This window comes from Kitasatospora sp. NPDC036755, from assembly GCF_040636595.1.
Taxonomy (GTDB): Bacteria; Actinomycetota; Actinomycetes; order Streptomycetales; family Streptomycetaceae; genus Kitasatospora.
The window spans coordinates 1-13,182 of sequence record NZ_JBEZUT010000251.1 but is presented as its reverse complement, the minus strand read 5'-3'; the positions used below and the strand labels follow the sequence as shown (position 1 = coordinate 13,182).

General features: G+C 72.5%; 10 protein-coding genes, 1 tRNA gene and 1 pseudogene. 10 read left to right on the top strand and 2 right to left on the bottom strand.

Annotated elements, in window-relative coordinates; all coding sequences use genetic code 11:
* Nucleotides 1-1,966 (bottom strand): FUSC family protein (locus AB0E96_RS29735; protein WP_359828837.1); only part of this gene is annotated, 1,966 nt, incomplete at its 3' end.
* Between the two features lie 562 nt (nucleotides 1,967-2,528).
* Between AB0E96_RS29735 and AB0E96_RS29730 the strand changes: the two genes are divergently transcribed.
* The 5 genes from AB0E96_RS29730 (at nucleotide 2,529) to AB0E96_RS29710 (ending at nucleotide 8,989) form a co-directional block, all read left to right on the top strand.
* Entirely contained in the window at nucleotides 2,529-3,011 is a 483-nt protein-coding gene (locus tag AB0E96_RS29730; RefSeq protein WP_359828836.1) for a hypothetical protein, read from the top strand.
* A 43-nt stretch (nucleotides 3,012-3,054) separates the two neighbouring features.
* Complete coding sequence (locus tag AB0E96_RS29725; protein ID WP_359828834.1) at nucleotides 3,055-4,692, top strand: hypothetical protein; 1,638 nt, start codon at nucleotides 3,055-3,057, stop codon at nucleotides 4,690-4,692.
* A gap of 99 nt (nucleotides 4,693-4,791) precedes the next feature.
* Nucleotides 4,792-6,141 carry a type VII secretion-associated serine protease mycosin gene (gene mycP / locus AB0E96_RS29720; protein WP_359828833.1) on the top strand — a complete coding sequence of 450 codons (1,350 nt, stop codon included), beginning with the start codon at nucleotides 4,792-4,794 and terminating at the stop codon, nucleotides 6,139-6,141.
* Between the two features lie 84 nt (nucleotides 6,142-6,225).
* Nucleotides 6,226-7,455: a S8 family serine peptidase gene (locus tag AB0E96_RS29715; RefSeq protein WP_359828832.1), complete on the top strand. Its 1,230-nt coding sequence runs from the start codon at nucleotides 6,226-6,228 to the stop codon at nucleotides 7,453-7,455.
* A gap of 145 nt (nucleotides 7,456-7,600) precedes the next feature.
* Nucleotides 7,601-8,989: an MFS transporter gene (locus tag AB0E96_RS29710; RefSeq protein WP_359828830.1), complete on the top strand. Its 1,389-nt coding sequence runs from the start codon at nucleotides 7,601-7,603 to the stop codon at nucleotides 8,987-8,989.
* Between the two features lie 17 nt (nucleotides 8,990-9,006).
* Here the strand turns inward: AB0E96_RS29710 and AB0E96_RS29705 are convergent, their stop codons facing one another.
* Nucleotides 9,007-9,603, bottom strand: coding sequence for a flavodoxin family protein (locus tag AB0E96_RS29705; protein ID WP_359828828.1), 597 nt, complete (start codon nucleotides 9,601-9,603; stop codon nucleotides 9,007-9,009).
* Between the two features lie 175 nt (nucleotides 9,604-9,778).
* Between AB0E96_RS29705 and AB0E96_RS29700 the strand changes: the two genes are divergently transcribed.
* The 5 genes and pseudogenes from AB0E96_RS29700 to AB0E96_RS29680 all read left to right on the top strand — a co-directional run.
* A complete protein-coding gene (locus AB0E96_RS29700; RefSeq protein WP_359828827.1) occupies nucleotides 9,779-10,234 on the top strand; it encodes a helix-turn-helix domain-containing protein in 456 nt (151 codons plus the stop codon).
* Between the two features lie 192 nt (nucleotides 10,235-10,426).
* A tRNA-Thr gene (locus tag AB0E96_RS29695) sits at nucleotides 10,427-10,502 on the top strand.
* A gap of 200 nt (nucleotides 10,503-10,702) precedes the next feature.
* Nucleotides 10,703-11,371 carry a response regulator transcription factor gene (locus tag AB0E96_RS29690; protein WP_359828825.1) on the top strand — a complete coding sequence of 223 codons (669 nt, stop codon included), beginning with the start codon at nucleotides 10,703-10,705 and terminating at the stop codon, nucleotides 11,369-11,371.
* Nucleotides 11,372-11,512: 141 nt separating this feature from the next.
* Nucleotides 11,513-12,475 (top strand): UDP-glucose 4-epimerase GalE, encoded by a 963-nt coding sequence (gene galE / locus AB0E96_RS29685; RefSeq protein ID WP_359828823.1) that lies wholly within the window; start codon nucleotides 11,513-11,515, stop codon nucleotides 12,473-12,475.
* A gap of 358 nt (nucleotides 12,476-12,833) precedes the next feature.
* Nucleotides 12,834-13,182: pseudogene (locus tag AB0E96_RS29680) on the top strand (hypothetical protein); the annotation flags it as partial.

Below are 13,182 nucleotides of genomic sequence, written 5' to 3'. Positions count from 1 at the left end.
GGCGGTGCGCCCGGGCGGCGGCGGTGAGTTCGTCCAGCGCGCGCCGCACCCGGTCGACCTCGGCCCGGTCCGGCACCCGGCCGCCGTACCGGATCTGCGCCGCGAAGGCCGCCACCGCACCACCCAGCCGCTCCAGCGCCGCCGTCGCCGGCAGCCACCGCTCGGCCAGCCGGCCGGTGGGCGGCGGCTCGGACAGCCCCTGCCGCACCTCCCGGCGGGCGTCCGCCAGCGACCGGTAGGCCGTACGGCGCAGCCACACCTGGGCGTTGCCGGGCCGGCCGGGGGCGCCGTTGTCGGCGACGGAGCGCTCGGTGACGGCGCTCTCGGTGACGGCGCTGTCAGTGACGGAGCTCTCGGCGACGGAGCTCTCGGCGACGGCGTCGAGGTAGGACCGCAGCGCCGTCGCCGCGTCGACCAGCCTCGGCTCGATCCGGTGCCGAGGGCGCTCCGGCCACAGCAGGTAGCCGAAGAGCAGGACGATCGCGCTGGCCAGCACCGTGTCCAGGACCCGGGGCCAGAACTCGGCGGCGCTGCTCTGCCCGCCGAGCTGCAGCAGGACCAGCGCCATCGGTGTCACCACCACGGTGTTCAGCCCGTAGTGCGCCGCCGTGGCGTACGGGAGCAGGGCCACGCAGCCGGCCGCCATCACGGTCAGCGCCCACTCGTCGGTGGTGGCCGTCAGCAGCGCCGCGGTCACCGCCACCCCGAGCACCGTGCCGACCGAGCGGCTCACCGCGCGCAGGAACACCGAGCCGAGGTCCGGCTTGAGCACGAAGGCGATCGTCATGGGCACCCAGTAGCTCTTGCTGAGCGGGTAGTTGGCGGTGACCGCCGAACCGGCCGCGATGCACAGCGCGACGCGCAGCCCGTACCGCACCGAACCCCGGGACAGCAGCCGCACCCGCAGCCGCCACGGGTCCGGCGGCGGCGCGGGGGCGGTGCCGAGCCGCGTCTCGCGGCCGGCCACCGTGTCGGCGGCGGCGCGCAGTGCCACGTCCAGGGCCTGCCGAGAGGGGGTGTCGGGCCGCCAGTCGGGAACCTCGACCTCGCCGCCGCCCCGCCGCACGGCGGCCGCCAGCCGGCCCGGCACCTCGGCCACCTCCGGCGGGACGGGACGGCGGGCCCACAGCAGGCCGGTCGCCGCCTCGGTGGCGGCCAGGGCGGCCTCGTACATCCGGCGCCGGCGGTCCCGTGTGCTCCGCTCGTCCCGCGCGTTCCGGCGCTCCCGGCGGCTCGGGCTGCCCCCGCGGCTCAGGCGGCTCGGGCGGTCCGGGCGGCTCGGGCGGTCCGGGCGGTCCGGGCCGAGGAGGTCCTGGAGCTGGTTCAGGCGGGCCGTCAGCACCTGGCGCGAAGCCCCCGCCCGCGGGCCGCCCAGATCGGCGAGGGTACGGCCGAGCGCGTCGTACGCGGCGGCCAGCGCCCGGTTGCACGGATCCGCGGCAGGCCGGCGCGGCACCCCCGCCCGCAGTCCGAGCAGCACCACGAACGCCGCCCCCACCAGCAGCAACGGCGCCGCCGCCCACCACGGACGCGGCAACGGCATCCCGCTGCCCAGCGCGGCCGACACCAGCAGCAGCAGCCCGGCCGCCGAACCGCGCGGACCCGTCGAGCTCAGCGCACCGGACACGAAAGCGGTCAGCGTCAGCGCGACCCCCAGGGCCAGGCCGTCCGCATCGGCGTGCTGGAGAGCGGTACCGATCAGCATGCCGAACGCGGAGGCGAGCACCGCCCACCCGATCCGGGCGGCCCGCAGCCTGCCCGGCTCGACCCGGTCGTTCATCGTCGCGTGCATCGCCCCGAGCCCGGCGAACACCCCCAGATCCAGCCGGTGCGCCAGCAACCCCACCGCCAACGGCACCGCCATGCCCACCGCCGCCCGCACCATCAGCGCCACCGGCACCAACGGCCGCGCGGGCCGCGCGGCACGGGCCCACCAGGGGGAGGAGGAGACGTCGAGGGAGCTCACGCGGTCACGTCCGTTCTGCGGCCTTGGGTCGCTGCTGTGCGACATTGCGCGGCAGAAGGGGGCGTTCCGGGTCAGTCTACCCAGGACCGCCGCGGCGCCTCGCACGTGTCAAGTTCGTACCGATCGTTTGCGGGCGGGCCAAGGTCCCTGCCGGTCCGACAGGGGTGGTGGCTACGATGACGGAGGCGGAAACCGCCCACAGGGCGGGCGGTGCACCGACCAGGACGGTGCGAGCCAGAAGTTGACGGTGTGTTGCGGCCCGCGGCCGTCCGGGATGCCCGGGGCGGCAGGCCGTACGGGGGAGAGGTGAACTGCCGTGGCAGGCAATGCAACTAGTTCGGGGACGCCGACTCCTTCGGCGAGTCCGTCACCCAGTCCGACGCCGACACCCTCGGCGAGTCCCTCGCCGAGCCCTTCACCGAGCCCGGCCCCGAGCCCCTCGCCGAGCCCGTCGGCCAGCCCCTCGCCCACCCCTTCGACGAACCCCTCGGCGAGCCCGGAACCCGGCGCGACGGGCACGGACCCGAAGAGCCCAGGGCCCTCGGGCGACGCGGCGCCGTACATGCTGGACCAGCAGCTCCCGTGGCCGTTCGGCGTGGTCAACATCGCGCCCATCGTCAGCAAGGTGCAGACGAGCGTCAGCGCCGGCGACCTGGTGTCGGCCTTCGGCCAGCAGAACGTCCAGATCGAGCTCGACACGCTCAGGACGTTCGCCGGGAAGGTCGAAGCCCTGCTCGCCGCGATGGAGGGCTCCGAGGCCGCGCCGTACAAGCTCCAGGAGCAGAAGCTGACGGGCAAGAGCTTCGCGAGCGCGGAGTTCGCCGAGGCGACGGCCCTGACCGCCGCCTACGGTAAGGTCCACGGCCAACTCGTCCAGCTGCACAAGGACTTCGCGTCGCAGATCCAGGCGATGCAGACCGCGGTCTCGAAGACGGCGAGCGTCTACGCGAACAACGAGGACCACACGACGGCCGACCAGAACGCCGTCGCGAAGAACGCGGGCGTCACCACCCCGGCGCCGGGCACGGGCGACGGCAAGTACTGATGGCGGTCCGGGGAGAGTCTTACGGGGAGACGGGGAACACGCAGTGACAGCCAGCACGAACTTCGAAGGCATGGAACACGCCCACCTGCGCAAGATGGTGGACAGCACGGATCCGGCGACGGTCCTCAGCCGCGGCACCCAACTGCAATCGGCGGGCCGGGTGCTGAAGGAACTCAGCACGGCGCTCAAGTCGCACGTCGGCAACGTCACCTGGGAAGGCCCTGCGGCCGAGAACTTCAAGACCTGGGTGAACAACCTGCAGCAGTCCGCGCAGATCATCGGCGACCACGCCACGACCGCCGGTGACGCGATGCACCAGGCGGGCGAGGCCCTCAGCACCGCCAAGGCCGCCGTGCCGGAGCCGCCGAAGACGGAGATCCAGGCGGTCAGCAAGTACAATAGCCAGTCGAGCCTGGTGAAGATCCCCCAGCTCGCCGTCGGCCAGACCGCCGACCAGTACATGAAGACGGTCGACCCCAAGTGGGTGACGGCCACGGAGTTCACCCTGGCCAAGGCCAAGGTCGACAAGGAGCACCAGGAAGCCGTCCTCCAGATGGAGAAGTTGGCGCAGGCGTACAACGCGGCGACGACGACGCTGAACGGGATCCCCACGGACGTGGTGCTGCCGGGGACGCCTGGTTCTGGAAGCCGGGGCGGCGATTCCGACCTGCCCAGTGGCGGAGGCTCCGGGAGCGCCGGTGGTTCCGGAGGGCGGGTGCGCTCACCCCGCTTGAGCGGCGGAAACGTCGGGGGCGGCTCCAACCCGTCCGGCGACGGGAACTACGGCGGCGGAAAGGTCCTGCCCCGTGACCCGGGGGCGGGTGGGCCGGGCCCGTCCAACCCGGGCAGCACCCCGCCCCCGTCGCACGGTGGCGGCGGTCAGTTGCCGCCCGCGCCGCAGGACCCGGGGGTCTCGACCCCGCCGTCCTACCCGTCGGAGCCGGTCAACCGCCCGGGCACCGACCTCAACAGCCTGCCCCCCGCACCGACCCTGCCCACCCAGACCGGCCCGTACGGTCCCGGCGGCGGCCAGCTGCCGACGGACGGGCCGACCACCCTTCCCGGGTACCCGAGCGGGCCGAACGGCCCGGGCACCGGGCCCGGCGTCCCCGGCGGCGGCCCGGTCCCGGGCTTCCCCACGGGAACGGGCGGCGGCTCCGTCCCGGCCAAGGGCGGCGGTGGCAGCGGGTTCCTCCCCGGCAAGGGCGGCGGCCAGATACCGGCACGCACGACCCCGTTCGGCGGAGGCCCCGGTCAGGGCAGGGGCGGCACTCCGGGGCTGCCCAGCGGGACGGTCTTCGGCGCCCGCGAGGCGGGGCCGGCCGGCATGGGCGGCGGCATGCACCCCGGTATGGGCAGCGCCCACGGCGGTGCGGTCGGTGCGGGCGGCGGCTCGCGCGGCCGGGGCCTGGCCTCGACCACGGGCGGGACGGTCGGGGGCCGCAAGGGGCCGACCGCGGGCGGGGAGTTCACACCCGGTGGCACCGGCCTGCGCAACCGTGCGGCGGCCGCCGGCGAGGGCGGACCCCAGGCCAGGCAGAACGGCATGATGACCCCCGGTACGGCGGGCCACGGCGGCCGGAACGAGCGCGACCGCCGCAAGCGGGCCGACTACCTGCACGAGGACGAGGAGACCTGGACCAGCGGTACGCCGCACAGCAACCCGGACGTGATTGAGTAGGACGGCAACGACTGCCCGGCCACTGGGCTTCCCCGGTGGCCGGGCAGGCTTGTTCGGGGCACGCTTCCCGGTCGACGGAGAGATTGACGAGGAGTTGTGATGGGGCGGACGAACGCGCGAGCGCGTTGGCGGGCTGCTGCTGCGGCGCTTGTGGCGGCGGGGATCGTGGTCGGCCCGATCGCAGCGCCCGCAATGGCCGAGGACACGATCCGGCAGCAACAGTGGCACCTGGATGCGATGCACGCCCCGGAGATGTGGAAGGTTGCCAAGGGGCAGGGCGTCACTGTCGCGGTGATCGACAGTGGGTTCAAGCTGGATCATCCCGACCTGGAGGGGCAGTTCCTGCCGGGCAAGGACTTCAGTGGAAGTCCGGGTGGGGTCGGGGCCTATGCGGAGAACCACGGAACCCTGATGGCCAGCTATATCGCCGGGACCGGGAAGTCGAAGGGTGGCACGGGGGCCTATGGCCTGGCCCCAGGAGCCAGGATTCTTCCGTTGAAGATTGCTAACGGTTCCGAGCGGGCCGTGGTTTCGGCTGATTTCCTGGATCAGATCGGGCAGGCGGTGACGTACGCGGTCGAGCAGGGTGCCAAGGTCATCAACGTTTCGCAAGGAATGGCCGCAGTCACGACTTCTCCGGCTGATGTGGAGAAGCTGAACAAGGTCTTGGCATGGGCTCGTTCAAAGGGTTCGCTGGTGGTCTCCAGCGTCGGGAACTCCGGCGATCAGGGGAACATCGTCGAGTATCCGGGGGCCCTGCCCAATGTGGTCGGGGTAGGGGCGTCGGACCGGAACGGTACGGTCACTGCCGAGTCCGAGCGTGGACCGCAGGTTGCCCTCGTGGCTCCGGGTGTGGACATGGTCGGTGCGTGTCCCGGTGCCACCGGGTACTGCAAGGGCCACGGCACGTCGGATGCGACCGCCTTGGTTTCCGCGTCCGCGGCTTTGGTGTGGTCGTTGCACCCGGACTGGACGGGGAACCAAGTGCTGCGGGTGCTGATCAACACTGCGGGGAAGGCGAACGACGCCTCCGGTCGCAACGATCTGATCGGTTACGGGGCCGTGCGTCCGCGGGTTGCGCTGACGGATCCGGGGGATCCGGGTCCGGCGAATGTGTCGCCGATTCCGGCTGACGCGGTTGTGCCGTCGGCGACTGCGATGCCGTCGGCGCCCGCGTCGGGGGTGCCGGTTCCGGCTGAGAGTCCGACTGATGTGTCGGTGGGTGTGCCGTCGGCGCAGCCGGTAGCGGAGAAGTCGGCCGGTTCGAGTGGCGCGCTGCCGTTGGTGGGTGGTGGGGTGGCCGGGTTGGTGTTGGTGGCAGGCGCGGTCTTCGTGGTGGTGCGGCGTCGGCGGAAGCCGGATGTGTGGCCCGAGGGGGTTCAGGTGCCTCCGCCTCCGCCGGCGTATCAGCCGCCGGTGCCGCCGGAGGACAACCCGTACGCGAGGTAGCTCAAGTTGTTGGGGGAGTAGGGGATGTGGGCTCGCCGGGTTGTGTTCCTTGCTGCTGCGAGTTTATGCGTGACGGGGACAGCGGTGGTGCAGGCTGCCGCGGAGAGCTCGATTCGGCAGCAGCAGTGGCACTTGGACGCGATGCATGCCCCGGAGATGTGGAAAATCTCCAGAGGGCAAGGCATCACCGTTGCGGTGATTGACGGCGGCTTCAAGTTGGATCACCCCGATCTGGCAGGGCAATTCCTGCCAGGCCAGGACTTCAGCGGAGGTTCGGGCGGGGTTAGTTCTTATGCTGATCCCCATGGCACGTTGATGGCAGGGCTCATTGCGGGGACTGGAAAGGCCAACGGGGGAAAGGGTGCATATGGATTGGCGCCCGGCGTCAAGATCCTCCCGCTGAAGATCAACAACGGTTCGGTGGGGAGTCTCGTCTCGGCTGATTTCCTGGACCAAATCGGGAAGGCCGTCGACTATGCGGCCGGCCAGGGGGCCAAGGTCATCAGCATTTCCCAGGGGATGAACTCGGTCACTGCTACTCCGGAAAATGTGGCCAAGCTGAATAGTGTTCTAGCGTCTGCGAGGGCGAAGGGGTCATTGGTTTTCGCTGCGGCAGGGAATGAGGCGAAGTCGGGAAATCCGGTCGATTATCCCGGGGCGCTTCCGAATGTTGTCGGCATTGGTGCGATCGACCACAGCGGATCTGTGACGTCGGAATCTTCCTACGGGCCTCAGGTGGCCCTTGTCGCCCCGGGGATGGACACGATCGGAGCCTGCACGACGCCGTCCGGATACTGCAAGGGCCACGGAACGTCGGACGCGACCGCCCTGGCTTCCGCATCGGCGGCGTTGATCTGGTCGGTGCATCCGGATTGGTCTCCCAATCAGATCTTGCGGGTGCTCATCAATACGGCGAGCAGGCCGAACGGGGGAACGGTCCGTACGGATGACGCCGGCTGGGGTGCCGTGCGGCCGCGTGTCGCGCTGACGGATCCGGGGGATCCGGGTCCTGCGAATGTTTCGCCGCTGCCGGCTGATTCGGCTGTGCCGTCGGCGGCTCCGGTGCCGTCGGTGAGCGGGTCTATGCCTGCGTCGGCGGTACCGGTTCCGGTCGAGAGTCCGACTGATGTGCCGTCGGCGCGGCCGGTGGCGGGGAAGTCGGAGGCCGGTTCGGGTGGTGCGTTGCCGTTGGTGGCTGGTGTGGTGGCCGGGTTGGTGCTGGTGGCGGGTGTGGTGTTCGCGGTGGTGCGGCGTCGGCGGAAGCCGGAGGGGGTTCAGGTGCCTCCGCCGGAGGGCAACCCGTACGCGAGGTAGTCGCGTTCGGGTGGGCACGTGGGTGAGGGCGTCGGGTCATCCCGGCGCCCTCGTGCGTGGTGTGGGGCGTGCGGGTGGTGGGGGTGCGCCGGGGTCACTCGGGTGGCGGCTGGTGGGGTGGGGCGGGGGTGGCGAGGGTGGCGGTATGGATGCGGAGGGTGCTTGGCGGGTCGGGCAGGTGCGGCGGGCGGCGGCTGCGGCGCTGATCGGGACGGCGATCGAGTTCTACGACTTCTTCATTTACGGGACGGCGGCCGCGTTGGTGTTCGGTCCGGTGTTCTTTCCCGGATTGGGCACGGTGGGGGCGCTGTTGGCGGCGTTCTCGGTGTACGCGGTGGCGTTCCTGGCCCGGCCGGTGGGGGCGGTGGTGTTCGGGCACTTCGGGGACCGGGTGGGGCGGAAGGCGACGCTGGTGGTGTCGCTGTTGCTGATGGGGCTGGCGACGGCGGGGGTGGGGCTGTTGCCGGGGTTCGCGGTGTGGGGGTGGTGGGCGCCGGCGGTGCTGGTGGTGCTGCGGGTGTGTCAGGGCGTCGGGTTGGGCGGGGAGTGGGGTGGGGCGGCGCTGCTGATCGCGGAGAACGCGCCGGCCGGGCGGCGGGGGCGGTACGGGGGGTTCCTGCAGTTGGGGCCGACGATCGGGTTCGTGTTGGCGAACGGGGTGTTCCTGGCGCTGCAACTCGGCCTGGACGAGGGGGCGTTCCGCGCGTGGGGTTGGCGGGTGCCGTTTCTGGCCTCGTTCGTGATGGTCGCGGTGGGGCTGTTCGTGCGGTTGCGGGTCGAGGAGTCGCCGCTGTTCCGGGCGGGGGAGCGCCGTGAGCGGCTGCCGGTGCTGGAGGTGCTGCGTGAGCACTGGCGCCCGGTGCTGGCGGGCGGTGGGGCGATCACGGTGGGGTACGCGCTGTTCTACCTGACCACGACGTACGCGTTGGCGTACGCGACGAGCGGGTTGGGGGTGGCGAGCACGGTGGTCCTGTCGATGCTGCTGGTGGGTGCGGTGGGGATGGCCGCGACGGTGTGGCTGAGCGCCTCGTGGAGTGACCGGTGGGGGCGGCGGCGGACGCTGCGGTGGGCGACGGGGCTGGCCGCGGTCTGGTCGCCGGTGCTGTTCCCGCTGTTGGAGACGGTGAGCCGGCCGTTGATGTCGGTCGCGCTGGCGGGGGCGATGGTGGTGCTGGGCGGCATGTTCGGGCCGTTGGCGGCGTTCCTGCCGGAGTTGTTCCCGACGAGGGTGCGCTACACGGGCGCGGCGCTGACGTACAACCTGGGCGGTGTGGTCGGCGGTGCGACGACGCCGCTGGTGGCGACCAGGCTGACCGGGGCGTACGGGACGGCGCAGCCGGTGGGCTGGTACCTGGCGGTGCTGGGTGTGCTGGCCCTGGGGTGTCTGTGGATGCTGCCGGAGAACACCGGCGCGGAGCTCGGGTCGGCGGAGGGGACGGCCCCCGGCGGTCCCGGCGGTCCCGGCGGTCCGGGCGGTACGACGGATGGCGGAGGCCGCCGGGCGCCCCGGTGGGGGACGGACCCGGCGGCCTGACGGCAGGGCGCGGGGGCTCAGCCGGCCAGGGCGGCGCGGCCGGCCAGCACGACGGCGGTGTGCCGGGCGACGCGCTCGCCGAGGTGCTCGGCGGTGGCGATGTCGGCCTTGTGGACGGCCTCCGGGCCGGCGTCGGACGGGGAGGACGCGGCGGCGCCGTTGAAGAAGCCGAGCCGGTTGAGGTCGTTCTCGGAGGCGGTGGTGGCGTTCCAGCCGGGCTTGAGGCCGAGGTTGACCCAGCTCATGCCGTGCTGGGCGGCGAGGGTCTGGAAGAAGGCCAGGGTGCTGGCCTTGTCACCGCTCTTGGAGGCGGAGTTGGTGAAGCCGGCCGCGACCTTGTCCTTCCAGGCGTCGGAGAACCAGCGCTTGCTGGTGGCCTCGGCGAAGACGTGGAAGGCGCCGGAGGCGGTGCCCATGTAGGTGGGGGAGCCGAAGACGATCGCGTCGGCGGCGTCGAGCTGGGCCCACTGCTCGTCGGTGATGGTGTCGACGGCGATCGGGAGGACCTCGGCGCCGGCGGCGGCGGCGCCGCGGGCGACGGCCTCGGCGATCACGGCGGTGTGGCCGTAGCCGGAGTGGTAGGCGAGGGCGACGGTCGGACGGATGGCGGTCATGGGGCACTCCAGGGAGGACGGGCGCGGGGACGGGCGCGGAACGGGGCAGGGCAGGGCGGTGCGGGGCCGGTGTGCCGCGGTGTTCCGCGGCCCCGGCCTTGCGGTCTCGAATATAGACCAGGTCTCTATTGGTTACCAAGGGTCGATCGGAGACCTTGAGGGCTACCCTGGAGGCATGACGACGGAGGAAGCGGCCCGGACCCGGACCGGACAGCCCGCGGAGCGGGACGTGCGAGACGTGCGGGAGGAGCCGCGGGGCGGGCAGGCCTACGACGTGTTCGGCCGGCTCTGCCCCAGTCGCGAGCTGTTCGCCGAGCTGGCCGACAAGTGGTCGATGCTGATCCTGATGAGCCTCCACGCCTGCGGACCGCAGCGCTTCTCCGAACTCCAGCGCGGGGTCGGCGGAGTCAGCCGCAAGATGCTCACCCAGTCCCTGCGCAACCTGGAGCGCGGTGGGCTGGTGCTCCGTACGGTCTTCCCGGAGACGCCGCCGCGGGTGGTCTACAGTCTGCTGCCGCTCGGTCGCGAACTGGCCGAGCTGCTGGCGCCGGTCGGCCGGTGGACGGAGCGCCGCGCCGGGCGGATGCTGGCGGCCCGCGAGGAGTTCGACGCGGCGCACGGCGAGGGCTGAGCCGACGCGGGGCGAGGGTCGGGCCGGCCCGCGGCGGGAGTCGCGCCCTCCCGCGACGAGGCCCGGAGGGGCCCGGGAGGGGCCCTGGAGAAGTGGAGCGGCCGGAGCGGAGGCCGATTTCCCTTCCGGCCCCGGAGCCGTGTAATGTCTTCCTTGTTCGAGCGGCCGGGAGAAACACCGGCAAGCGAGCAAGCCCCTATAGCTCAGTCGGTAGAGCGTCTCCATGGTAAGGAGAAGGTCTGCGGTTCGATTCCGCATGGGGGCTCCACTGAAAGACCCTCGCCTCGTGGCGGGGGTCTTTCGCGTTTCCGGCGAGGGCCGCGCCGCCGGCGCGCCCCGAGGAACCCCGGCGCACCCCGACACGCCACGGCCTAGCGGGTCGGGTACGGAATGCGCTGTGATGGTGCGTCATCGGCCGCCCGCCCGAGGGGTGCGGGGCGCGAGCCGAACCCCGACCGGGAGGGCGTCATGGGTGTTCGACTCGTGGTGGTCGACGACCATCGGCTGCTGGCCGAGGCGCTGGCCACCGCACTTCAGCTGCGCGGTCACCGGGTGCTCGCGGTCGGTTCCCCGGCCGGTGTCGCCGCGGACCTGGTGGTCGGGCGGCGGCCCGAGGTGTGTCTGCTGGGGGTGGCCGCGCCGGGGGAGTCGGGGGCCTTCGACGGGTTGCGCCGGATCCGTCGCGAGCGTCCCGAGGTGGCCGTGATCGTGCTCGGCCCGGTGGGTGAACTGCGTGGTGTGGCAGGGGCGTTCGCGGCCGGAGCGGCCGGGTACGTGCCCAGTGACGAGCGGATCGAGGTGGTCGAGCGGGCCATCGGACGGGCGCGCGCGGGCGAGGCCGCGGTCGCGGTGGACATCCTGCGCGGGGCCTTCGACCAACTGCTGCGCCCGGTGGCCGAACCGGACGACGAGGCCGTCCGGCTGCTGCGGCTGCTGACCCGCCGTGAGGTGCAGGTGCTGGCCCGGATCGCGGACGGCGAGGACACCGCGGCGATCGCCGCCGGGATGCGGATCGCCGCCAGCACCGCCCGGACGCACGTCCAGCGGGTGCTGATGAAGCTCGGTGCGCGGACCCGGCTGGAGGCGGCCGCGGTGGCGGCGCGCACCGGTCTGCTGGAGCGGATGGCCGGCGCCTGAGGACTCGGTGAGAAGGTCGGGAGCGGCCGTCCGGGTGGTGCGGAGCACCCTTGCGGGATTGGGAGAATGACCCCAGTCGTTCGCATTCCGTCGATGGCTTCCGCCCGTTCGGGCGGACCGTCGTTCGCTGGAGGTCGCAACATGAGTAAGTACCTGGTCACGGGTGGCGCCGGCTACGTCGGCGGCGTGGTCGCCGCCCACCTGCTGGAGGCGGGGCACCGGGTGACCGTCCTGGACGACCTCTCCACCGGTTTCCGCGAGGGCGTCCCGGCCGGTGCCGAGTTCGTCGAGGGTCGGATCCAGGAGGCCGACAAGGTGCTGGACGGCTCCTTCGACGGGGTGCTGCACTTCGCCGCCTCCTCGCAGGTCGGCGAGTCGGTCGCGGACCCGGAGAAGTACTGGCGCAACAACGTGGCCGGTTCGCTGGAGCTGATCAGCGCGATGCGCGCGGCGGGCGTGCGCAAGCTGGTGTTCTCCTCGACCGCCGCCACCTACGGCGAGCCGGAGGCCGTGCCGATCGCCGAGACCGCCCGCACCGCGCCGACCAACACCTACGGCGCCACCAAGCTCGCCGTGGACCACCTGATCACCAGTGAGGCCGTCGCGCACGGCCTGGCCGCGGTCTCGTTGCGCTACTTCAACGTGGCCGGCGCGTACGGTGCCTACGGCGAGCGGCACGACCCCGAGTCGCACCTGATCCCGCTGGTCTTCCAGGCCGCGCTGGGGCAGCGCCCGCACATCGCGGTGTACGGCGACGACTACCCGACCCCGGACGGCACCTGCATCCGCGACTACATCCACGTCGCCGACCTGGCCGACGCGCACCTGCTGGCGCTGGACGCGGCCCGGCCGGGCGAGCACCTGATCTGCAACCTGGGCAATGGCAGCGGCTTCTCGGTGCGCGAGGTGATCGAGTCGGTCAAGCGTGTCACCGGCCGGGAGATCCCGGTGCAGGTCGCGGGCCGGCGGGCCGGCGACCCGGCGGTGCTGGTGGCCTCGGCCGCCCGGGCCCACGAGACGCTGGGCTGGACCCCGCGCCGTCCGAACCTGGACGAGATCGTCGCCGACGCCTGGGAGTTCACCCTGGCGAAGAACGCCGGGTGAACGATGCCCGTTGAGCAACAGCCGTCGGGCGACGCCCGTTGAGCGACGCCCGTTGAGCGACGGCTGTTGAGCAACGGCCTTCGAGAGAAGGCTGGTTGGCGAGTGGTGGCCGGGCGGGGGCGCTCCTCGGCGAGGGATCGACGGCCCAAGTCCAGCCAACCACGCAGGTTCTGACGAAACTTCACCGAATCGCCACGAGCCCGTTTCCCGCCCCGTAGGCTGAGTGCGGTACCGGTGGGGGCCGGCGCCCATTCGGCCTCACCGGCCACCGGTGGGCGGGCGGAACGGCGGGTCCGGAACGCGGATGCCGGGCCGGTCCCCGCCCCGGGCTCGGGCGGTGTGAGCAGGGGGAGGGACGATGGCGCGGATTCGCGTCCTGGTGGTCGACGACCACCGGATCTTCGCCGAGGCGCTGGCCGCGGCGCTGGCCGCCGAGCCGGACGTGGAGGTGGGCGCGGCGGGCAGTGCTGCCGCCGCCGAGCGGGCCTTGGAGCGTGCGGCCGGCGAGGGCCGGGCCTTCGACGTGGCACTGATCGACGCCGATCTCGGCGTCGAGGCGGTCGGCACGGCCGGTGCGGCCGGCGCGGCGGGGGCGGGGATCGGCGCGGCCGGATCGCCCGGTGCGGCGGCACCGGCCAGCGTCTCGCCGGGCAGCATGCGGAACTGGTCCGAGCGGCGGGCGAAGTCCTCCTCGGTCCAGCTGGTGA